This is a genomic window from Massilia brevitalea (assembly GCF_030711405.1).
In the GTDB taxonomy this organism is placed as follows: domain Bacteria; phylum Pseudomonadota; class Gammaproteobacteria; order Burkholderiales; family Burkholderiaceae_D; genus Telluria; species Telluria brevitalea.
The window spans coordinates 16,533-38,304 of record NZ_JAULSI010000026.1; the positions used below are offsets into that span (position 1 = coordinate 16,533).

Consider the following 21,772-nt stretch of genomic DNA (forward strand, 5'->3'; position numbering starts at 1 on the left):
CCCCGCCCCTTGCACTATAATACTGTATGCCTGTACAGTATCGGTCTTGGCCAGCGCTTTCTTTTCGACGATTTCTCGCAGCCCCTATATGCTGGCAGGCTTGCGTATCAATCTAGTCACGTTCCATAACGTTGACAAGGAGATTCGGCCGCACGGCTCCTATTTTTGCCTGCCGACAAGATAGAATGCGCAGGAATTTCAAAAAACACACATCAGCATGGCAACCAAGAAACCCGCATCCGATTACAGCGAATCATCCATCCGCGTCCTGAAGGGACTCGAACCCGTGAAGCAGCGTCCAGGCATGTACACCCGGACCGAAAACCCGCTGCACATCATCCAGGAGGTGATCGACAACGCTTCGGACGAGGCGCTGGGCGGTTACTGCAACAACATCGGCGTCACCCTGAACGTCGATGGTTCGGTCACGGTCGAAGACGACGGCCGCGGCATCCCGGTCGGCATCCACCCGGAAGAAGGCGTCTCCACGGTCGAGATCGTCTTCACGCGCCTGCACGCCGGCGGCAAGTTCGACAAGGGCTCGGGCGGCGCCTATGCCTTCTCGGGCGGCCTGCACGGCGTCGGCGTCTCGGTGACCAACGCGCTGTCGACTCGCCTGGAAATCAATGTGTGGCGCAAGACCGACGACGGTAACGGCGTCCATCGCCTGGTGTTTGCGAATGGCGACGTGGTCGAGCCTTTGAGCTCCGCGCCGTTCGAGCGCGGCGGCAAGAAGAACGGCACCCGCGTCACCGCCTGGCCCGACCCGAAATACTTCGATTCGCCGAACATCCCGATGGCCGAACTGGTGCGCCTGCTGCGCTCGAAGGCCGTGCTGCTGCCAGGCGTCACCGTCACGCTCACCATCGCCAAGACCGGCGACGTCCAGACCTGGCGCTACGACGAAGGCCTGCGCGGCTACCTTACCGAAGCAATGGCCCAGACCTCGAGCGGCCAGACCCTGATTCCGCTGTTCGAAGGCGCGCAGTATGCCCCGGCCGGCGACGAAAGCTTTGCCGAAGGCGAAGGCGCGGCCTGGGTCGTGGCCTGGAACGAGGAAGGCGGCGTGGTGCGCGAGTCCTACGTCAACCTGATCCCGACGCCAAGCGGCGGCTCGCACGAGTCCGGCCTGCGCGACGGCCTGTTCGGCGCCGTGAAAGGCTTCGTCGAACTGCACGGCCTGCTGCCGAAAGGCGTGAAGCTGTTGCCGGAAGACGTGTTCGCACGCGTCTCGTTCGTGCTGTCGGCCAAGGTGCTGGACCCGCAATTCCAGGGCCAGACCAAGGAACGCCTGAACTCGCGCGACGCGGTGAAACTGGTGTCCACTTTCACCAAGCCGCCGCTCGAACTCTGGCTGAACCAGCACGTCGAATACGGCAAGAAACTCGCCGATTTGGTGATCAAGCAGGCGCAGTCGCGCATGCGCTCGCTGCAAAAGGTCGAGAAGAAAAAATCCTCGGGCGTGGCCGTGTTGCCGGGTAAACTCACCGATTGCGAATCGACCGACCTGACCCGCAACGAAATCTTCCTGGTCGAGGGCGACTCGGCCGGCGGTTCCGCAAAAATGGGCCGCGACAAGGAATACCAGGCGATTTTGCCGCTGCGCGGCAAGGTGCTGAATACCTGGGAGACCGACCGCGACCGCCTGTTCGCCAACAACGAAATCCACGACATCTCGGTGGCGATCGGTGTCGACCCGCACGCGCATGGCGATTCGCCTGATTTGAGCGGTCTGCGCTACGGCAAGATCTGCATCCTGTCCGACGCCGACGTCGACGGTTCGCACATCCAGGTTCTGCTGCTGACCCTGTTCTTCAAGCACTTCCCTGCCCTGTTCAAGCATGGCCATATCTGTGTGGCGCGTCCGCCGCTGTACCGCGTCGACGTACCGGCGCGCGGCAAGAAGCCGCTGCAAAAGCTGTATGCGCTCGACGACGGCGAACTGCTGGCCATCGAAGACAAGCTCAAGAAAGAAGGCCTGAAGGAAGGTTCGTGGAGCATCTCGCGCTTCAAGGGCCTGGGCGAGATGAACGCCGAGCAGCTGTGGGAAACCACGATGAACCCGGACACGCGCCGCCTGCTGCCGGTGTCGCTGGGCGACTTCGACCACAGCGAATCGAGTGCACGTTTCAATATGTTGATGGGTAAAGGGGAGGCCGCCGCACGGCGCGCCTGGATCGAAGAACACGGTAACGAAACCGAAGCGGACATCTGATCATGATCATTGGTATTGATTTGGGCACCACAAACAGCTTGGTAGCAGCCTGGCGTGACGGGCGCGCGCAGATCATTCCAAACGCACTCGGCGAGTACCTGACGCCGTCCTGCGTCGGCATCGACGACGACGGCACGGTGCTGGTGGGCGCGGCGGCGCGCTCGCGCCTCCAGACCCATCCCGACCTCTCCACCGCGCTGTTCAAGCGCTACATGGGCAGCGAGCGCGTGACCCAGCTCGGCAGGCAGCAATTCCGTCCGGAAGAGCTGTCTTCGCTGGTGCTGCGCGCACTGAAGGAAGACGCCGAAGCCTGGCTCGGCGACAAGGTGGAAGAAGCCATCATCACCGTGCCGGCCTACTTCAGCGACGCCCAGCGCAAAGCCACGCGCGCGGCGGGCCAATTGGCCGGCTTGAAGGTCGAGCGCCTGCTGAACGAACCGACCGCGGCCGCCCTGGCCTACGGCATCCAGGACAGCCAGCAGGAAACCAGGTTCCTCGTCTTCGACCTCGGCGGCGGCACCTTCGACGTCTCCATCCTCGATTTGTTCGAGGGCGTAATGGAAGTGCGTGCCTCGGCCGGCGACAATTTCCTTGGCGGCGAAGACTTCGTCGAGGTACTGGTCAAGACCTTCTACGAACGCAGCAGCTTGCGCAACGTGCTCGGCACCGCGGTGCTCAGCCGCGCCCAGACCCAGCGCCTGCGCGACGAAGCCGAACGCGCCAAGCGCGCGCTGTCGGACGCCAGCAGCACCGAGATGCGCTTCCAGCACGAGGGCCGCGAATTCACCTGGCGCCTGGACGAAGACACCCTCGCCCAGCTGTGCGAGCCGCTGCTGCAGCGCCTGCGCAAGCCGGTCGACCGCGCGCTGCGCGACTCCACCATCAAGGCCAGCGAACTCGACGCCGTGGTGCTGGCCGGCGGCGCCACCCGCATGCCGATCGTGCGCAAACTCGTGTCGCGCATGTTCGGCCGCTTCCCATCCGTCCACCTCGACCCCGACCACGCGATCGCACTCGGCGCGGCGGTGCAGGCCGGCCTGAAAATGCGCGACGCCGCGCTCGAGGAAGTGGTGATGACCGACGTCGCGCCCTACTCGCTCGGCATCAGCATCTCGCGCCAGATCGGGCCGAACAACTACGAGCCCGGCCACTACCTGCCCATCATCGAGCGCAATGCCACGGTGCCGGTGTCGCGCGTGCAGAACATCACCACCATCCGCGACGGCCAGCGCGAACTGCGCGTGCTGGTCTACCAGGGCGAGGCGCGCCTGGTGAAGGACAACGTGTATCTCGGCGCGATCGACTTCCCGATCCTGCCGAAAAAGGCCGGCGAGATCAGCGCCGACGTGCGTTTTACGTATGACATCAGCGGCGTGCTGGAAGCCGAAATCACCGTGCATCCAACCCAGGACAAGCACAAGCTGGTGATCACCGAGAATGCCGGCGTGATGACGCCCGAGCAGGTCGCGCAGCGCCTGGCGGAACTGGCCGAGCTGAAGATCCACCCGCGCGACCAGATCGAGAACCGCACCGTGGTGGCCGAGGCCGACCGCCTGTACCAGGAACTGCTGGGCGACGCCCGCGAATACCTGGCCCAGCACATCGCCGCCTTCCAGTCGGTGCTGGAACAGCAGGACCACCATGCGGCGGCGCGGGCGCGCGCCACGCTGCAGAAGGTGCTGGCCGAACTCGGCCGCGGCGGCCTGGAATGAGCGCCTGGGCCGTCCTCGGCATCGATCCCACGCCGGATGTGCGTGCGATCAAGCGCGCCTATGCGCGCAAGCTGAAAGTCACGCGGCCGGAAGACGATGCCGCGGGCTTCCAGGCGCTGAACGACGCCTACCAGGCAGCGCTGCAGATGGCGCCATACCTGGACAGCGACGAAGAGCAGGCCGAGCCGGAAGTGCTGGTTGCGGCAGCGCCGTCCGGGGCAACCGCGCCTGCAGCTGTGCATGCACCCACTTTCCAGCCCGCGCTCGAAACGGCGCCTGAAGAGACCGAGGACGAACGCGAACCGGCCTGGGAGCGCCCAATCGCAGCCTTTCGCGAAGAAGCCTGGGAGCGCCCGGTGCCGCTGCTGCGCGAAGTCCACGACGAGCAGGCACTGCGCCAGGCCCAGGAGCAGGCGCGCCGCATCGAACGCGAGCAGGCGCGCGCCGCCGCCGAGGCAGCAAGCGCGGCTGCCTTCGAGCTCGCCGGCCTGCTGTGGCGGCAGTTCCTGGAAAAATCGGCCATCTCGCCCAAGTACCAGCTCCAGCTGATCATCGACGGCGACGACATGATGCTGCTCGAAGTGCGCGAGCATTTCGAGCTGTTCGCCATCCAGTACTGCGCCGGCGTAGCCTGCGAGGACGCGCTGCGCGAGGCCATCTTCACCGTCTTCGGCTGGGAAGAAGATGCCTCCTTCATCGAGCGCCGCCTGCCCGAGGCCGCCGGCGAAGCCATGGCGCGCCTGCGCGCCGGGCGCGACTACAACGCGCTGCTGCAGCGCGCGAGCACCGAACCGGCGATCGCCGCCCTGCTCGCCGATAGCGCCGGGCGCCGCTTTGGCCGCACGCTCAGTTCCTCCTTCACGCGCCAGATGCGCGAGCAGATCGCGCTGATCCGCGAATACCACCGCGAACTGCTGTACTTCAAGCTCAACGCCGAGGTGGTCGAGGAATGGGCACAGCGCGTCGAAGGCCGGCGCTATTTCATCGAGACCGCGCTGGTCAGCGCCGGCGCGGGCATCTCGCCGTTCGGGATCGCCAACCTGTCCGGCAAGGCAGCGGTGCTGGGTTTCGATCCGCGCCTCCTGTTGCTGTTCCTGCCGCTGGCGCTGGCCGCCGGCCTGGCCTGGGCCCACGTCGACCCGCTGGCGCGCCTGCGCGATACGCCCTGGCGCGGCTGGCTGCTGTTCGACCTGCGCTTCCGCCCCGCCGTGCAGCTGGGCTGGATTCCGGTCTTCGCGCTGCTGTCGACGCTGCTGTTCATCCCCGACCCGGCGCCCGCCTTTGCCTGGGTGCTGGGGGTGGCGATGGTCGCCTGCACGACTGTCGCCTGCTTTGCCAATTCGGTCCTGTTCGGCAAAGGGCACTACCTCGCCGTTGCCTTTGGCGCGCTGCTGATCGGCGTGTCGATGGCCGACAAGGGCTACCCCGGCTATGGTTACGTCACCTGCGCGGCCGGCGCCTATTGCGCCCTTCAACTGCTCTACCGCGGCGGCGCCGACTTGTGGAGCCGGATGCCGGACAAGGCCCGCCTGCTGCTGCCGCTGCGCTGCGCCTGGCTGGCCGGGACCGTCGCACTGGTGGCCGGCGCCGACGTCTCGCCGCTGCCGCTGCAGCTGCACGCCGCCTTGCTCTGGCTGTGGACGCTGGGCGGCATGCTGCTGTCGAATCCGACCATCAATCCCTTCGCTGCGGTGGCGGGCGGGCTGGGGATGGTGTTCCTTGTCATGACGCTGCGGCCGGACACCTCCATGCTGCGCACGTCGCCGCTGTCCATGCTCATTTCGCCGGTGTTCGGCGTCGCGGTCTTCATGATCGTGAACATGATCCGCACTAAAAAGAATCAACATCCATTTTCGTAAGCACCATGTCTACTCAAGCAAATCTGTTCGAACAAGCCAGCGAGGCGCTCGACGACGTCGAATCGCTGACCCTGTCCACCTTCGCCGAGCGCGCCTATCTCGACTACGCCGTCTCGGTCGTGAAAGGCCGCGCCCTGCCCGACGTCTCCGACGGCCAGAAGCCGGTCCAGCGCCGCATCCTGTACGCGATGAACGAACTGGGCCTGGGCGCCACCGCCAAGCCGCGCAAGTGCGCGGCCGTGGTCGGCGACGTGCTCGGCAAACTCCACCCGCACGGCGACCAGTCGGTGTACGACGCGCTGGTGCGCATGGCCCAGGACTTTTCGCTGCGCTATCCGCTGATCGACGGCCAGGGCAACTTCGGCTCGCGCGACGGCGACGGCGCCGCGGCGATGCGCTATACCGAAGCCCGCCTGACCCCGATCTCGCGCCTGCTGCTCGACGAAATCGACATGGGCACCGTCGACTTCCAGCCGAACTACGACGGCACCACCAACGAGCCGCGCGCGCTGCCGGCGCGCCTGCCGATGGTGCTGCTGAACGGCGCTTCCGGTATCGCGGTTGGCCTGGCCACCGAGATCCCGTCGCACAACCTGCGCGAAGTGGCCGAGGCGGCCGTCGCCATGATCCGCAACCCGAAGATCTCGCACGCCGAGCTGATGACCATCGTTCCGGGTCCGGATTTCCCGGGCGGCGGCCAGATCATCACCCCGGCCTCGCAAATCGCCGACATGTACGCCACCGGCCGCGGCTCGATGAAGGTGCGCGCGCGCTGGAAGATCGAGGAACTGGCCCGCGGCCAGTGGCAGGCGGTGGTCACCGAACTGCCGCCGGGCACCTCTGCGGCCAAGGTGCAGCAGGAGATCGAGGAGCTGACCAATCCGAAGGTCAAGCTGGGCAAGAAGACGCTGACGCCGGAACAGATCGCGCTCAAGCAGACCATCCTGAATTCGCTCGACACCATGCGCGACGAATCGGGCCGCGAAGCGCCGGTGCGCCTGGTGTTCGAGCCGAAGTCGAAGAACCAGGACCAGAACGAGTTCATGCTACTGCTGCTGGCGCACACCTCGCTGGAAACCTCGAGTGCGATCAACCTGGTGATGATCGGCGGCGACGGCCGTCCGCGCCAGAAGGGCCTGAACGACATCATCCAGGAGTGGATCGACTTCCGCTTCGTGACCGTGCGCCGCCGGACCGAGTTCAAGCTGGGCAAGGTGAACGACCGCATCCATATTTTGGAAGGCCGCGAGATCGTCCTGCTGAACATCGACGAGGTGATCGCCATCATCCGCAATTCGGACGATCCGAAAGCGGCGCTGATCGAGCGCTTTGCGCTGTCGGAACGCCAGGCCGAGGACATCCTGGAAATCCGCCTGCGCCAGCTGGCGCGCCTGGAAGCCATCAAGATCGAGCAGGAGCTGGCCCAGCTGCGCGGCGAAAAGGAAAAGCTGGAAGACATCCTGGCCAATCCGTCGACCATGAAGCGCACCATCATCCGCGAGATCGAGGCCGACGCCAAGCAGTTCGGCGATGCGCGCCGCACCGTGATCGAGGAAGCGCAGCGCGCCGTGGCCGAGCAGAAGGTCATCGACGAGCCGGTGACGGTGATCATTTCCGAGAAAGGCTGGGTGCGCGCGCGTACCGGCATCGGGCACGATCACGCGCAGTTCACCTTCAAGCCGGGCGATTCGCTGGGCAGCGCCTTCGAGTGCCGCACGGTGGATACCCTGCTGGGGATTGGCGACAACGGCAAGGTGTATTCGGTGCCGGTGGCGGCCCTGCCGGGAGCGCGCGGGGATGGCGTGCCGATCACCACGCTGGTCGATTTGTCGGGCGGGGTGCGCATCCTGCATTACTTCGCAGGTTCCGGTGAAACGCGCCTGCTGATCTCGACCTCGAACGGCTTCGGTTTCATGACCAAGGCCGGCGACATGATCAGCCGCCTGAAGGGTGGCAAGTCCTTCATCACGCTCGACGACAAGGCCGTGCCGCTGGCGCCGCGCGTGGTATCGGATGCGGCGGGCGCGGTGGCCTGCCTGTCGGAGAAGGGCCGCGTGCTGGTGTTCGGCATCGACGAAATGAAGGTGCTGACCAATGGCGGCCGTGGCGTGATCCTGATGGAGCTGGAGCCGAAGGAAACCCTGCTCGCGGTGCAGCCGATCAGCCAGAAAGGCGTGAACGTGATCGGCACCTGGGCCGGTTCGAAGCCGCGCGTGGTGGAACTGTACGCGTCGGGGCTGGAGCCGCACTACGGCAAGCGCGCGAAGAAGGGCAAGCCCTTGTCGGCGAAGTTGAAGGCGACGGATCTGGCGATGCGGGCGACGGGCGAGTAATCGTTCGAACGCAGCGTAAATGAACAAAGCCGACAGATGCCGGCTTTGTTGTTTGTAGGTGCAGCGCAGTGCGATAGCGGATGCGGCATACCGCATTTCGTAGGGTGGGCACTTGTGCCCACGCGGTCGTACTCATCCGGATTCGCAAACGGCGCGAACATCGAAACTGCAACAACACAAGCGAAAAATGCCGGCATCTCGCCGGCATTCCTCACACACTCACACGCGTCTTAGTGCTTGGCAGCAGCCTTATGCACATCAGCCGTCGCTTCAGCACGCACCTGTTCGGTCTTGGCAGCAGCGGTCGCACGGTCGGCGGCAGCATCAACCTGCTTCTTCAGCGATTTTTCGTCGGCCTTGATCATGGTCTTCTCGGCCTTCAGGTTCGCTTCCGAGACTTTTTCCTCGGCCTTGGCCATGGCCTTGGCGCGGTCTTCCGGGTCAGCCTTGGTGACTTTCTCGGCTGCGTCGGCGTGGGCTTTCACGGCCTTGGCGTGGGCCTTGGCTTTCTTTTCACCGGCGTCGGCGACAGCCTTGGTGGCTTTTTCGTCGGCCTTGGCAGCAGCCTTGGCTTCTTTCGCTTCGGCCTTGGCGACGTTGGCTTCAGCCTTGGCTTCGGCTTTCACGACGGCTTCGGTGTTGGCCGAATTGACGGTGGTCTGGGCGTAGGCACTGGTAGCGAAAACGCCGGCGATCAGGGTTGCGAGCAGCTTGTTCATGGTATGTCCTTTCGGTTGTATGGTGGGGTGCCGGTCTGTGCCGGCGTTTGTCTTTTTGTTAAGCACAGGTCCAGAATATGCCTCCCGGCCGGGAAGTTCTGTTCGCCACCACACACACTACTGCTGAGTTGCAACAAGGTGTTTCAGCGCCGCGCCGGCCCCGCATACAGGTCGATGATGTCGACGATCCCATCCAGGCAGACCGGGCAGAACTGCTCGCTGCGGTCGAACATGATGCATTGCATCGCCGGGCGGTAGTAGCCGCTCGCCTCATAGTTCGCACCCTCGAATGCCCCTATGTCGTGGCGGTGCGGCTGCTTCTCGAACAGGGTTTTCGTACGCGCCAGATCTTCATGGAACAGCGCATCCATTTCGGCTTCCGGACGATTGTTTTCGCGCAGCGCGGCACGCTTTTTCTGGTACGCCCGCGAGGCGTCTTCGTAGGCATTTTTCGGCCAGGGCGTCGGCAAAGGCGTGTTCGCTGTTACATGTTGTTTCCATTTGAGCGCAGCCGGATCGCGCAAGGCAGTCACGTTCGGCTCCCACGGTTCGGTGCGTATGCCGCTTGCCTGGTAAGCCACCGGCGAAGTGTAGTACTCGTCGGCCAGGCCGGCGAAGTGGTGGCCGAACTCGTGCACGAACAGGTAGTTGGCCCAGGCATTGCCCGCCGCCGCCGTGCTGAACTGGCCGAAGATGCCGCCGCCGCCGTAGGTCTCGTTGTTCACCAAAATCTCGATGAACTCGTAGGGCGCGTGCTGGGCGATGTCGCGCAGCGCGCGGTTGTCGAGCGTAAGCACGTAGCGTTCGCTCCCAAAAATGTCGTAGCGCGTGCCCAGCGGAGAAGCATGGTGCACGCCGGTCGAAGGCCGCGAGATGCCCGACTCGCCGGTCGGCACCGCCATCGCCCAGACGTTGAAGTCGTTCGCGCGCTCCTTGAACGGCGACACCGTGAACAGGTGCTGCGCCAGGCGGCGCGCGTCGGCCTCGAACTTCTTCATATCCGCCGCCGTGTAGCCATCGCCCAGGATCAGCAAATCGACCTTTTGCGGCGAGGGGCCGCTCACATGAATGGGAATCGGCTTGGCGGGGGCGACCGGCTGCTGCTTCACCACATCCGGGGCCTTGGCATCGACTTCCACGCTCCAGGCCACCGAGAAGGCATTGCGTTCGTCGCGCTTCAGGATGCGCACGCGCACCGGCTTGTCGAACTGCGGAAAGCGCACCGATTCGCTGAAGCTGCGGCTGAGCTTATTTGCTTCCTCGGTCGTGCGCCACTCGCCGAACACGGTCGAAAAGCCGCGCGAGTACAGTAAATCGCCCGTCTTCGCATCGACCACTTCGACGCGGTTCTGGCCGCGGTTGGTGTCGTCCAGGTTGCGCGCCATGTCGCCCGGCCAGGGCAGCGGTTCGATCAGCACGCGCTCGATGGCGTAGCTGTCGCTCAGGGCGTTGCCGCTGTGGGTGTAGTCGAGGCGGACGGTAGCGGGCTGGGCGGCAATAGCCGTGCCTGAGACAAGCGCCAGGGCGGCGGCAAGGAAGCGGAGCATGCGGTTTCCTGTGAGGTGGGAAAGGCATGCATTGTAATCCTGTACATGGCAAGCGCCGCCAGACGCTTGCCATGTTATCAGAGGGTTACGTGCAGGTCATGTGCGGGTCGCCGGGCAACAAGGTCGCGCCGCAACTGGTCTTATGTCCCTCGTATGCAACCGGCACGCCGCCGATTGTGTGACGGGCCTGCCCTTCCACGATCGTTCCCGGCCCATGAATAGGGCAAGTCGTCTTGTCGCCGACACAGGCAACGGGAATGCCACCCACCGTGAAATGGGTAGCGGCAACGCTCACGACCTTGCCTCCATGACTGGTGAGATCGTTCAGGCGGATTACTTTCGGCATGTTCGCTCCTTTCTATTGGTAAGCGCCGATGTCGATGGCCGGGATGCCGCGGTGTGCGAATACATCGCCACCCTTTGGATGCTTTTGGTTTTTGCGCTGCTCGTCCGAAGGCGGGCTGATGAGGATGATCGAGGCTTCATCAGGGCTGCGCAGATTGACTGCCGCGCTGACGCCGCCGTCGCGGTAGCTGCCCATGACACCGATCCCTATCTGTACGAACAAGGTCGCCGCACCGGTATTGCCGAGGCGTTTATCGGTGTCGATGAACTGGCTGGACTTGGCACTGTCGATCTCGGGGCCGCCGCTTGCTGCTTGCGCATCGAGGACGCCATGGAGTGCGATCATCTGATCGGTATTGTTCTTGGTGGCGGCGATGACACGGGCAGGCGATTTGGAACGCTGGGTCTCGGGCAAGGTCTGGAGTGCGGCTTGCCAGCCAGCCTGCAACAGCTTCTGGCGCTCGGCGCGGCGTGTGACCGGTTTGCCTTGTTCGTCGGTAAAGCGTACGAAGGTCGGGCGGTGAATATAGCCGAGCGTGGGCAAGCGGTCGAAGGTTGCCAGTTGCTCGCGGGTCCAGGGGATGGGGAACCACGGAGTGGGTTTCCAATCGCGTGGAGGGTAATGAGCGAAAGGATTGAGCTTGCCCATTACGCCGGGAACACCGGTGCCGCGCACATCGGGACGCTGCGCGAAGGCGGCAGCGGCTTCGAGCCATTCGCTGACAAGAGGTTCACGCTCGACAGTTCCACGAAGGTCCTGTCGTGTCATATCCGCGCCGACCTGCGCAGGTGTTTGCAAAGCGCTCGCACGCTCTTCGTTAGGAAGTGCAACTAGCAAATTGCAATACATCCAGCGGAATTCCCTTTGCAAGAAGGCATCATCTGGATCCTCCCAAGTAAAGGGTCGCACCGGATCAACCCGTTCGCGCCGGGCGAGTACGAAGAGTGCGGAGGCGTCGGGCATTTCGGGAATATAGTAACCATCCCTCAGCAATGCAGGTGTACCAGGAAGAATGTTGAGGTCGCGCGTTCCCATACTGTCTTCGGAATTCAAGATAACGTAGGGAACATCCGGATGCGCGTCGAAAAAAGCGAATACGTCCTCGATGATGCGGTCTGGCTGTTCGTCGAAGCGGCGAGGGCCGACAACGATAAGGTGCGATCCCATCCCTGAAACCATTACCCCTCCCGCAAGTCCAGGATCCGGCATTTCTGGCCGATCTTTTAATCTCGGATCATTAGTAGGTGCGACGGCGTTAAAGACAGGTACACCGTAGTACTCGGGTGTAAAACGTGCACCGTTCTCAAGTGTGTCTCCACCGCGCCCGCCTGATGTCCCCAATTTGTCGATCCCTGACCAGCTATACTTCTTGGGGTCTTGCTCCCGAATCGTGGTATGCGGATTACCGGCCTGTAGCGCTGCCCATAATTTGCCTTGCCGGTATTTATCCAAGGTGATACCCAGCCCAATTACCTCCAACACGTACTCGCGTTTCTGCTGCTCGGTTTGCGCTATCTGTTGCGTGTGGGACATCTCATTTTGTAATGTGCGCTGCCCTTGCTTTGAGGCCTTTACCCAATGCATCCCAAACAGCGCTGAAACGAGAACTGTCGGCCCGGCTACCCACCACAAGATTCGATTACCCATCGTCTGCTCCTGGTTGATTAAACTTTCCGGCTCAATAACCGTCATCACAAATGCTGTCCAGCACGGAATCAGGATCAAAAGCATTAGAAGAGCTCCGATCACATATTTCGCCGGATGGTTCTGCGTGGCTGTGGTCTTCGTCGTCATATTCCTGACCTCTCTCTCTTGTTCGGATGAGTTGTTGTCGGCGGGTTAGCCGTGACACGCTCCCCCGCCATCGTTTCGCAAATGACAAGGCCCGGCATTCCTGTATGCAGTGCCGGCACGCAGCGCGGCAGCTCGCCTGTACTGTAATAGGTGACATTCCCCAAGATCAGTTCTTTTCGCTCAGGCCTTTCAACGCTCCAGTAAGATTTGAATCGCTCAATGAATGTCTTCCATTGCAGGACAGATGCACGTACCGCGGCCGGATCTTTCTGCAACCGCCAATCAGCTACCGCACACAAGTACGCGTAAAACGCCGGATCACTGGATGCAAGTCCCCCACCAATTGAAAGGTCATACGCCGTTACATTGCGATGATTCTTGGCACTGCCAAAAATCGAACCATGGAAGGATTTGGGACTGACTTCGTTCTGCCAACGCTTACGGCCTTCGTTCGGGCTCTCCTGGATTTGCGCAAATACCTTTCCATTCGGATAACGCGTCGCCTTCAATACTTTGCGTTGATCTTCGGACGGTAGTTCGTCCAGCTTTTTGTCCTTGTTGTAACGAGCCTCGATTCGCTGGCAGTCGACTTGCGATAAAGCTTGCGGCTCTTTCGGACGCTGCTCTGTTCCGGAAGGGTCGGGGCACTCCTCGTCCTGCACATTGAGTCCCTTGCCACTAGTGATGGCAATTGCCGCATCGATTTGATCAACTTCTTCGCACGGTCCCTGCTCCTCCCTTGCTACGCGCGCCTGGATAGAAGTGGCCGGGATATTTTTTGGGTCTATCTGGCCAGAGCCGCGTAAGTCGGCAACGACGGCTATTTTCAAAGCCTCGCCGTTAATACTGCGTAGGCCCTCACGTTGATCGGCCTCGGAATCCATGAAATCCAGCAGTCCAGGCTTCCTTGGCCAGACAACTTCTTTGTGGTGCTTGCGCAAAGTACGGTTTGCTTCAGCCACGTGTCCATGATCGTCTTCGCCTTTCAGCCGCAGGGCGAAGTTATGTGGACCTTGCCCTACCAATACCGGTCCAAGGGCCTTTTTTGCAGGATCAACACGCTGCTTGCTGGTGAATACCCTCTGGTAAAATCCCTTCCCTAACTCGGCAAGAGGCTTGCGGCTCTGCTGTTTCGTGTTAAAACTTGCGGCGGATGTCGCACCCAACATTGCTCGCGTATCCCCTCGTGGGATTGGAGAAAGGGCCGTTCCATGCATGAAATCAGGCACGCCTTGCCAGCCTATGCCTTTCATATTGTCCAACGCTACTGTCATGTCCTCGGGACAGAAGTAGAGATACACCTTGCCACGATTATCACGATCTCCGCTCGCGCTCCATTTGGCGCCGACTACTCCATGGAATTTACTATGGTCGGTCAGGGCGGCAAGGGCTGGAGCCGAATGCTTCTTCGCAGCGACGCCTTGTACAATATTCACTAGTGTACTCAACCTTGCATCGAAGGTTTGACGTGATTTTAGGACGCCGTATCGTCCTTCCATTGCAGGATCTGTTCCGCTCTTGAGTATTTCCGAAGCGGACATCACTAAGCCTGCATCTTCTTCGAGGCTATACGGCGGATGGGTAAGAATCAGCGTATCAGCTGGCCGTTCCCCCTCCTGCAATAAGAAGGCTTGGGCTAGCAGGCTGATCAAGCAACCTTGGCTGTGCGCCACAATGTTCACTGTCTCGTTGGCGTCGTAATCGCGAATCATCGCGACCAGCGCCGCGAGCCGCTTCGCCGCCAGAACCATATACATTCGTCCTGGCGCGCTTAACAGCGGTCGAATCGAATCGCCTCCCACGTCAGCGAGCGAGCAAACGCCACGATTCCACATATCTGGCAAGCTGCTTGTGGCATTGGCGAAGGGACCGCCGCCTTTTGAATAATCCTTATCAAGACGATTGCCGAAACGATCGATAAGCTGTCCGCTTTTCGTCTTGGCCTCCTTCCGAATTTCACGAAACCCCCAGTAAAACGGAATGACCGGGCTGTGCGTGGTGTTTTCAATCGCCCGCTTGAAAAAGACAGCATCAGGATCGGCTTCGAGCACGTCCTTGTCCTTGGCAGTTGGCATCCTGTAGCGTCCCGGCACAAAGCGTCCCGGCTTGCCATGCAGGCGCATATCCAGCCCGGCACACAATCCTTCCTCAACCGCGCCGAAGCCTGTACCCACATCGTTCACGCCGTGAATCACGATAACGTTGCAGGGCAAATCCGGTTTAACATCCACCTTCTTGTCGGACTTTCGTTCGCATTGCAGGACGCTCGCGTCCTGCCCGATGCAATAGGGTTCCCGTGGATACAGCATGCGGCATCTCCTTACTGTTCGTCAGTCAAAATTCGAATGTTCGCGATATGCATCGCGTCGCGCTCGAGCAGCTCCGTCTTGCCTGCGGCATCGCTGATGCCCTTGAGCGTGCTGCCATCGCTCATCTCAATCTCGAAGCGGCGGTTCGCGGCAGGCACCGCATCCTCGTCATGGGCGCCATACTTCAGGATGAATTTCTGGTCGGGAGTGCCGTTCTCGAACGTCGGCAACTCGGCTGCCATCGTTGCCGGGCCATCTAGGGGGAAATTCGCAGCATGTTGTTTGATGTCGCCTTTGGTACCGAGCGAAATGCCGCCACCAACCTTGATGAAGGAGCCATCTTCGGCAACGATATGAATCTCCTTCGCCATCAGCACCACCTTGCCGTCAGTGGCCGTGACCCTGACGTTTTTGGCGGAATTGACTTCCGTATCATCGTGCTGGCTCTGCAGCAGGAACTTGCCGTGGTGCGCAATCGCCTTGATACCGTTATGGTGCGAGAACAGGGAGACACCCTGTCCTGCATTCAGATTGAAACGCTGACCGGCAGTCAGCTGGATATGCTGCTGCGCCACCGTGTCGGCATTGGACCCGGCATAACTGACCAGCGCTTTCGACGTAGCAAAGCTGATCCCGTCGGGCGCACTGGCGGCGATCATGGCACTGCCAGCGGTCTGCCCTTCCGGTGCGGTATTGCTGCCGTCTTCCCATTGGTTCAGCTGCGACTTGAGTTCGGCGAGTGGATTGCCATCGAGCGGCAGCGCCTGGTGCTCTGCCGCATAGCTCCCCAGGCTTTGGCATTGCTCCAGGCATTGCTCCATCAAGGACAGGAATTCGGCGCGGGCCAGCTGGTTATCGACTGCATTCAGGCGCTTCCATGCCGTCAGCAGCAAGCCTTTGGCGGCGCGTACCGCAACGTGTTCATCGCTGCGCAATTCCGCGCCTTCACCACGAGGTTCGGCTTCGCCATCACGGCGCGGATGGCGCAAGTGCCCGAGGTTGAGCTGACTGTGACCGTGTTCACTCGCCAGCTGGGCACTGATCTGGCCCGGCGTATCGTCCATGCGCAGTTGGTTGTACCGCTGGCCTTTTATCTCGCGACTCTTGATCCCGGAGAGGAAGCGGTTACCCGGCAGCTTGCCGGAATGGCTGAAATCGGGTGGCGGCGTCCGTCCGCCATGGACGCGCCCCGTGATGACGGGCTTGTCCGGATCGCCGCCAAGGAAAGTCACCAGGCATTCGTCCCCGTCACGCGGCAGCGAGATTGCGCCGGTGTGGTTCCCAGCCCAGGAACTGGCGACGCGCAGCCAGGCTGAATCGGTGTCGCTGTCCGACGCCCCAACTCCCCTGGCATGTTCGTGGTCGCTGGGGCGACACGCAGGAAAACGGACCTTCACCCGGCCATGCTGGTCGCAATGGACTTCTTCTTCGCCAGGCGTAACGACGATCACGCTTTGCGTTTGTGCGGTCGGTACGTCGACACGTGGATCAAACGCGGGCACAATAGGAATGCCGCGCCGCACGCAGCTGAACCGGTTCGTATAACGCGCTCCACGCTCGGCGCTTGCGCGCCCGAGTCCATCGTCGGGTGCGCACCATTTGTTCAACGCAAACAGGCGGGTGATCCGGTCATTCAGTGCTTTCGGGAGGTTGTTTTCCGCATCGATACGCAAACCGGTAATCACGAATTCACGATCTTCGGCGCGGTGCGTATCGATTTCGGCATGGCCCTTGATGGCGATCCACTGTCCGACGCCCAGGTCGCGCACTCCGCTCTCCGCTTCGAAGTATTTCGATTCATATTCATGCCGCTGCATGCGCAAGGTCGCCAGGGTGCGGAAATCCGCGCTGCTGTCTCCCGCATGCGGCGTGTCGACCAGATACTCATCAATATTTGATGCAAACCTGCCCCCAAAAGCCCCTTGGTCATGTTGACTCGGAATCGCTACCTCGGAACCCGATGACTGCTTGTAGTCCCAGGAGTGACGCGTGACTTGTCCAGCGGTCAGCAAGCGCGATGCGTGCCACGCTGTGATGCCATCGCGCGCTTCGGTGCCATCGTCGCGGTGGTAACGTACTGTCCCGGCCGTGCTTTGTGCGAGTGCATGCGAATTGTCGAACAGGACCAGCCGATGACCTCGAATGGCATCACGCCCCGTTGATTCGCCCGCCTCGAAGAACCAGGCCAGTCCGCGTCGCTTCCACAGGCGGCGCAGGAAGGCGGCGTCGGATTCGTTGTACTGCATGGTAAATTCCCGAATCGGATACGACGCTGCTGTCAGCAACTTGAAATCGAAGGCCCGCGCCAGGATTGGATTCTTGTGCAGCCATTCGCGCAGCAAGGTCCGTGTGATGTCGATCTCGCTGGCCTGTCGGAAAACGCGGGTATTGATGCGCGTCTCCATCAGCGAAAGCGCATCTTGAATAATCAGTTGGTAGGTTGCCAGTCCGCCATCGCTTTCGCCTTCGGATGCCTGCGCCACTATGCCGCAGATCGAATACAACTCGCCCCGGTCGGTCACGAATTGCAGTTCCGCGACCATCGCGATGAAGGTCTTGAGCGGCAGGCCCGCCGATCCTGCGATGCAAAGCAAACGGTATTCGAATCCGCCACAGATATCGGCTTGGCCTTTTACATGTTTGACCAACAAACGGTCGGTAAGCGCTCCTTGTTCGCTCGACAGACGCAGGCGAATAGGCCGGTTTGAGTCGGTGAGCTCTTGGTGCAAAAGTTGAATCTGCTGTGCATGCATAAAGAGTCCATTGGCAGGAATGAGACGCGCCTTCGACGCAAGCGAAGGCGCGAACGAAATACTCGTCTGTCAGTGCAATAGCACTGACAGAACAAGTACGTTAACCAATGGAATGGTGCAGGAGTGCGAAGGAAAACTATTGACTTGAATCAATGCTGCAGGCTTGTATGTAGCTTCTGTAACAGCCCTGCCGGATAACCCGTGGGCTTATTTATACTGGTACAGCGGCCGCTTCACGATGATCGGCCGTATATCCAGCCGCACGTTGTAGATGGAATACGCTTCGGTCGCCGCCGACATATAGCCCACGCTCTCGCCCGTGCGCGAGAACTTGAACTCGAAGCCCAAATCCGGCTGCACCGAGTTGGCGCTGTCGAGCGTGAGGCCGATGGCTTCCGGCTGGTCGCTGTCGATCAGCTTGCCCATCAAGTCCACCACCGTGCTGTTGCCGAGGATGTCAGCCGAGAACAGCGGCTCGCGGTAATAGGGCCGGGCCGGGTCGAGGCGGCCGTCGGCTTTATCGGGCGCTGGGGTAAAGGCATGGCTGGCGATGTTGAAGCGGTCGCCGTTGTCGAGGTAGCTCAGGCGCACGTTGCTGACGTTGAAGGCCCCTTCCTGCGCATTCGCCGCCGACAGATCGACCACCAGCGCGCCCTTGTAACCGATCACCTCGACGTCGCGTTGCGGCCCCACCACCATCGCCGTGTTCTCGTCGATGCCCAGGCCCAGCTTGTAGCCTTTTTGCAGCATGGCCGGCAGCATGCGCGCAAAGCGGCCGCGTACCAGCAGGTGCTGGTCGACGAACACGTCGTCGCCGATGAAGCCCAGGCCCGGCGTGATTTCCTGGCCGTCGGTGAGGCCGAGCTTGAGGGTGGCCAGTATCGGTTTCGGATGGCCGAACATGGAGGCGCTCATGATGGCGGCGCCGGCGCTGGTGCCGGCGATCACGCCGCCGCGCCGGTACATGCTCCACAGGGCGTCGAGCACCAGGCTGTTGGCGCCGTCGGGGCGGCGCAGGGCGCGCGTGATGCGGGCCTGGTCGCCGCCGGCAAAGTACGCTCCGCCCGCGGATCGTACGGTATCCGCTAATGCAGGATTGTCGGCGGCGGCCTGGTAGTCGGTGCCGGTGAGGCGCACGGCCACCGGGACAAAAAAGGCGTTGGCGCCGTAGCGGTTCAGGCGCTCGACGAGGAAGGCGCCGGATTTTTCGGGATTGGCGGAAGCGGAAGCGAAGACGGCAATGCGTGCGCCCTTGCCCCCGGCCAGCTCGACGATGCGCTCCCAGACGGCGTTGTTATCCGGCCGCAGCGCCCCGCCGATGATGACCAGCGAGCCCTTCGGCGGGATTTCCGCAGCGAGCCCGGGCTGGCCCGCCAGGCAGGTCATGATGAAGGCGACAAAGACGGCGAACCGGACCATGATGCGCTCCTTCTCGAACAGTCAAAGCGTAAGCCTGATTCCAGAAAGACGTCGCCATGTTGCGTTCTCTCAGGAGACGTATATGTTGGGGAAATAGCGCTCCATCAACGTTTCCGGCTTGCTGGGCGCGGTGAAACCGAAGCGTTCGTACAGGCCGTGGGCGTCGCCCGTAGCGAGGGTGAAGCGGCGCAGGTGCTGCAGGCTGGGGTGGCGCAACACCGCCGCGACCATCTGCTTGCCGTAGCCATGGCCGCGGTATTCCGGCACCACGAACACGTCGACCAGGTTGGCAAAGGTGGCGAAATCCGTGATCACGCGGGCAAAGGCGATTTGCCGCCCATCCAGGTAGCCGCCGAAGCACAGCGAATTCTCGATGGCGCGCTCGACGATGGGCTGCGAGATGCCAACCGCCCAGCTCGATTGCTCGCTGAGGAAGCGGTAGATCATCGGAATGTCGAGCAGCGACTGGTCGGTGCTGACCTGGAAACTGGAGTCGTTGGTAGTCATCCTGGGGCCATCTGCCAAAAAACCAATTTTAGCGCTGTTTACTAAAACGATAAGTTCCGATTGCCTCCGATTTCAGCGCGCGTCTTCGCCGCCCGGCAGGTAGCGTTCCGGTAAGGCGAGGTGGGCGTCTTCCGCGCGCCAGACCAGGTTGGCGATCCACCAGCGCTTGCCGTCGTGTACCAGCTGGATGCTGTTGATGCCGCGCATGAACGGCTTGGTGTCGTGCGGCGCGCGCAGCAGTTCATAGGTACTGAACACATGCACCAGCTGGCCGAAGGTTTCGGTGCGGCGCGCAATCTCGCGCTCATAGAAGCCGTTGGCGCTGAAGGTGCTCATGTTGCGGCTGATGTAATCTTCGACCGTCATCGGGCGCAGGGCGAAGCCGCCATGATTTTGCGGGACGATCATCGACAGTTTGGCATCCGGCACGAACAGTGCGCGCATGCGGTTCCAGTTGCGCGCCGCGCCGGCCGGGCCGGAAATGACTTCGTACAGGGCGGCGACGGTGGAGTCGACCGAGGCGCCGTCGGCTTCCCTGCTTGTCACCGGCTGGGCGGGGGCGGTATGGACCTGGGCCGGCGGCTGTGGCTGTGGCGTTTGCGCCTGTGCCTGCGTTTGCGCTTGCGGTTGGGCGTGGGCAGCGGCGCCGGCCAGCATGGCCGCCACGGCAGCCGGGATCCATCGTTGCATCATCTTTTCTCCATTGCGTCAGACTTGATAGGCGCATCATCGGGGATTTTTGCCGCCTTGTCATCCGGCCTTGCCCGGACAGCGGCCATGCGTGGCGGTTTATAATCCGGTAAATCAACCGGAACCTTCCCCATGACTTCACAATTCTCCAAGAAAGCCGAGGCCTGGTCGGCGCGCTTCTCCGAACCCGTCTCCGATCTCGTCAAGCGCTACACCGCGTCCGTGTTCTTCGACAAGCGCCTGGCCCTGTTCGACATCCAGGGTTCGCTCGCGCACGCCGAGATGCTGGCCGCGCAAGGCATCATCAGCCAGGAAGACCGTGCCGAGATCGAGCGCGGCATGGCGCAGATCCGCGGCGAGATCGAGGCCGGCAGCTTCGAGTGGCTGCTCGATCTGGAGGATGTGCACCTGAACATCGAGAAGCGCCTGACCGAACTGGTCGGCGACGCCGGCAAGCGCCTGCACACCGGCCGCTCGCGCAACGACCAGGTGGCCACCGATATCCGCCTGTACGTGCGCGCCGCCATCGACGACGTGCTGGCCCTGCTGAACGGCCTGCGCAGCGCCCTGACGGACCTGGCCGAGCGCCACTTCGACACCATCATGCCGGGCTTCACCCATTTGCAAGTGGCCCAACCCATCACCTTCGGCCACCACATGCTGGCCTACGTGGAAATGTTCGGGCGCGATGCCGAGCGCATGATCGACGCGCGCCGCCGCGTGAACCGCCTGCCGCTCGGCGCCGCCGCCCTGGCCGGCACCACCTTCCCGATCGACCGCCTGCGCGTGGCGCAGAACCTGGGCTTCGAGGACGTGTGCCACAACTCGCTGGACGCCGTCTCCGACCGCGACTTCGCAATTGAATTCACGGCTGCAAGCTCGCTGATCATGATGCACGTGTCGCGCATGTCGGAAGAACTGGTCATGTGGATGAGCCCGCGCATCGGCTTCATCGACATCGCCGACCGCTTCTGCACCGGCTCGTCGATCATGCCGCAAAAGAAAAACCCGGACGTGCCGGAACTCGCACGCGGCAAGACCGGCCGCGTGTATGGCCACCTGGCGTCCTTGCTGACCCTGATGAAAGGCCAGCCGCTGGCCTACAACAAGGACAACCAGGAAGACAAGGAACCGCTGTTCGACACCGTCGACACCGTGCTCGACACGCTGCGCATCTTCACCGACATGGCCGGTGGCATCACCGTGAAAGCCGAGAACATGCGCGCTGCCGCGCTGCAGGGGTATGCGACGGCGACCGACCTGGCCGATTACCTGGTCAAGAAGGGCCTGCCGTTCCGCGACGCGCACGAAGCCGTGGCGCATGCGGTGCGTGCCTGCGATGTGGCTGGGGTGGATTTGTCGGAGATGTCGCTGGAGACGCTGCAGGGCTTTTCGCCGCTGATCGGGGATGAGGTGTTTGCGGTGCTGACGCTGGAAGGCTCGGTGGCGGCGCGTGATCACGTGGGCGGCACGGCGCCGAACCAGGTGAAGAAGGCAATTGAGCGCGTGCGCGGGCAGTTGAAGGACTGATCACAGCTTACGGGCCGGCGACGTATTCCGTGGGTCGAT

General features: G+C 62.1%; 14 protein-coding genes. 5 read left to right on the plus strand and 9 right to left on the minus strand.

What is annotated here, in order from left to right; translation table 11 throughout:
- The first annotated feature begins 217 nt into the window (after window positions 1-217).
- From QWL29_RS16825 to parC, 4 genes are read left to right on the plus strand one after another with little or no spacing between them, the layout of a single operon-like run.
- Window positions 218-2,215, plus strand: coding sequence for a DNA topoisomerase IV subunit B (locus QWL29_RS16825; protein ID WP_305824029.1), 1,998 nt, complete (start codon window positions 218-220; stop codon window positions 2,213-2,215).
- 2 nt (window positions 2,216-2,217) lie between these two features.
- Window positions 2,218-3,927 (plus strand): molecular chaperone HscC, encoded by a 1,710-nt coding sequence (locus QWL29_RS16830; protein ID WP_305824030.1) that lies wholly within the window; start codon window positions 2,218-2,220, stop codon window positions 3,925-3,927.
- Complete coding sequence (locus QWL29_RS16835; protein WP_305824031.1) at window positions 3,924-5,786, plus strand: J domain-containing protein; 1,863 nt, start codon at window positions 3,924-3,926, stop codon at window positions 5,784-5,786. The genes QWL29_RS16830 and QWL29_RS16835 overlap by 4 nt, the downstream gene beginning before the upstream one ends.
- Window positions 5,787-5,791: 5 nt before the next feature.
- The gene (gene parC / locus QWL29_RS16840; RefSeq protein ID WP_305824032.1) at window positions 5,792-8,119 is read left to right on the plus strand and encodes a DNA topoisomerase IV subunit A; all 2,328 of its coding nucleotides are present in this window, start codon (window positions 5,792-5,794) and stop codon (window positions 8,117-8,119) included.
- A gap of 230 nt (window positions 8,120-8,349) precedes the next feature.
- On the opposite strand, the gene QWL29_RS16845 is transcribed toward parC, so the two are convergent.
- From QWL29_RS16845 to QWL29_RS16885, 9 genes are all read right to left on the minus strand, one after another.
- Entirely contained in the window at window positions 8,350-8,838 is a 489-nt protein-coding gene (locus tag QWL29_RS16845; protein WP_305824033.1) for a hypothetical protein, read from the minus strand.
- A 143-nt stretch (window positions 8,839-8,981) separates the two neighbouring features.
- Window positions 8,982-10,385 (minus strand): IgA Peptidase M64, encoded by a 1,404-nt coding sequence (locus QWL29_RS16850; RefSeq protein ID WP_305824034.1) that lies wholly within the window; start codon window positions 10,383-10,385, stop codon window positions 8,982-8,984.
- Between the two features lie 85 nt (window positions 10,386-10,470).
- Entirely contained in the window at window positions 10,471-10,731 is a 261-nt protein-coding gene (locus QWL29_RS16855) for a PAAR domain-containing protein (protein ID WP_305824035.1), read from the minus strand.
- Between the two features lie 12 nt (window positions 10,732-10,743).
- Window positions 10,744-12,525, minus strand: a complete 1,782-nt coding sequence (locus QWL29_RS16860) for a type VI lipase adapter Tla3 domain-containing protein (RefSeq protein WP_305824036.1) — start codon at window positions 12,523-12,525, stop codon at window positions 10,744-10,746.
- On the minus strand, window positions 12,522-14,834 hold the full coding sequence (locus tag QWL29_RS16865; RefSeq protein WP_305824037.1) for a T6SS effector phospholipase Tle3 domain-containing protein: 2,313 nt from the start codon (window positions 14,832-14,834) through the stop codon (window positions 12,522-12,524). The genes QWL29_RS16860 and QWL29_RS16865 overlap by 4 nt, the downstream gene beginning before the upstream one ends.
- Window positions 14,835-14,845: 11 nt before the next feature.
- The gene (locus QWL29_RS16870; protein ID WP_305824038.1) at window positions 14,846-17,587 is read right to left on the minus strand and encodes a type VI secretion system Vgr family protein; all 2,742 of its coding nucleotides are present in this window, start codon (window positions 17,585-17,587) and stop codon (window positions 14,846-14,848) included.
- Window positions 17,588-17,794: 207 nt separating this feature from the next.
- Window positions 17,795-19,006, minus strand: coding sequence for a cyanophycinase (locus tag QWL29_RS16875; protein WP_305824039.1), 1,212 nt, complete (start codon window positions 19,004-19,006; stop codon window positions 17,795-17,797).
- 69 nt (window positions 19,007-19,075) lie between these two features.
- On the minus strand, window positions 19,076-19,513 hold the full coding sequence (locus tag QWL29_RS16880; protein WP_305824040.1) for a GNAT family N-acetyltransferase: 438 nt from the start codon (window positions 19,511-19,513) through the stop codon (window positions 19,076-19,078).
- 72 nt (window positions 19,514-19,585) lie between these two features.
- Window positions 19,586-20,206 (minus strand): hypothetical protein, encoded by a 621-nt coding sequence (locus QWL29_RS16885; protein ID WP_305824041.1) that lies wholly within the window; start codon window positions 20,204-20,206, stop codon window positions 19,586-19,588.
- 129 nt (window positions 20,207-20,335) lie between these two features.
- Here QWL29_RS16885 and argH point away from each other — a divergent pair, with 129 nt between their 5' ends.
- Window positions 20,336-21,733 (plus strand): argininosuccinate lyase, encoded by a 1,398-nt coding sequence (argH, locus tag QWL29_RS16890; RefSeq protein WP_305824042.1) that lies wholly within the window; start codon window positions 20,336-20,338, stop codon window positions 21,731-21,733.
- The last annotated feature ends 39 nt before the right edge of the window (window positions 21,734-21,772 follow it).

Coding starts and splice junctions, on each gene's coding strand:
- QWL29_RS16825 (WP_305824029.1), top strand. CDS start 218: ATGGCAACCAAGAAACCCGCATCCGATTACAGCGAATCATCCATCCGC.
- QWL29_RS16830 (WP_305824030.1), top strand. CDS start 2,218: ATGATCATTGGTATTGATTTGGGCACCACAAACAGCTTGGTAGCAGCC.
- QWL29_RS16835 (WP_305824031.1), top strand. CDS start 3,924: ATGAGCGCCTGGGCCGTCCTCGGCATCGATCCCACGCCGGATGTGCGT.
- parC (WP_305824032.1), top strand. CDS start 5,792: ATGTCTACTCAAGCAAATCTGTTCGAACAAGCCAGCGAGGCGCTCGAC.
- QWL29_RS16845 (WP_305824033.1), bottom strand. CDS start 8,838: ATGAACAAGCTGCTCGCAACCCTGATCGCCGGCGTTTTCGCTACCAGT.
- QWL29_RS16850 (WP_305824034.1), bottom strand. CDS start 10,385: ATGCTCCGCTTCCTTGCCGCCGCCCTGGCGCTTGTCTCAGGCACGGCT.
- QWL29_RS16855 (WP_305824035.1), bottom strand. CDS start 10,731: ATGCCGAAAGTAATCCGCCTGAACGATCTCACCAGTCATGGAGGCAAG.
- QWL29_RS16860 (WP_305824036.1), bottom strand. CDS start 12,525: ATGACGACGAAGACCACAGCCACGCAGAACCATCCGGCGAAATATGTG.
- QWL29_RS16865 (WP_305824037.1), bottom strand. CDS start 14,834: ATGCTGTATCCACGGGAACCCTATTGCATCGGGCAGGACGCGAGCGTC.
- QWL29_RS16870 (WP_305824038.1), bottom strand. CDS start 17,587: ATGCATGCACAGCAGATTCAACTTTTGCACCAAGAGCTCACCGACTCA.
- QWL29_RS16875 (WP_305824039.1), bottom strand. CDS start 19,006: ATGGTCCGGTTCGCCGTCTTTGTCGCCTTCATCATGACCTGCCTGGCG.
- QWL29_RS16880 (WP_305824040.1), bottom strand. CDS start 19,513: ATGACTACCAACGACTCCAGTTTCCAGGTCAGCACCGACCAGTCGCTG.
- QWL29_RS16885 (WP_305824041.1), bottom strand. CDS start 20,206: ATGATGCAACGATGGATCCCGGCTGCCGTGGCGGCCATGCTGGCCGGC.
- argH (WP_305824042.1), top strand. CDS start 20,336: ATGACTTCACAATTCTCCAAGAAAGCCGAGGCCTGGTCGGCGCGCTTC.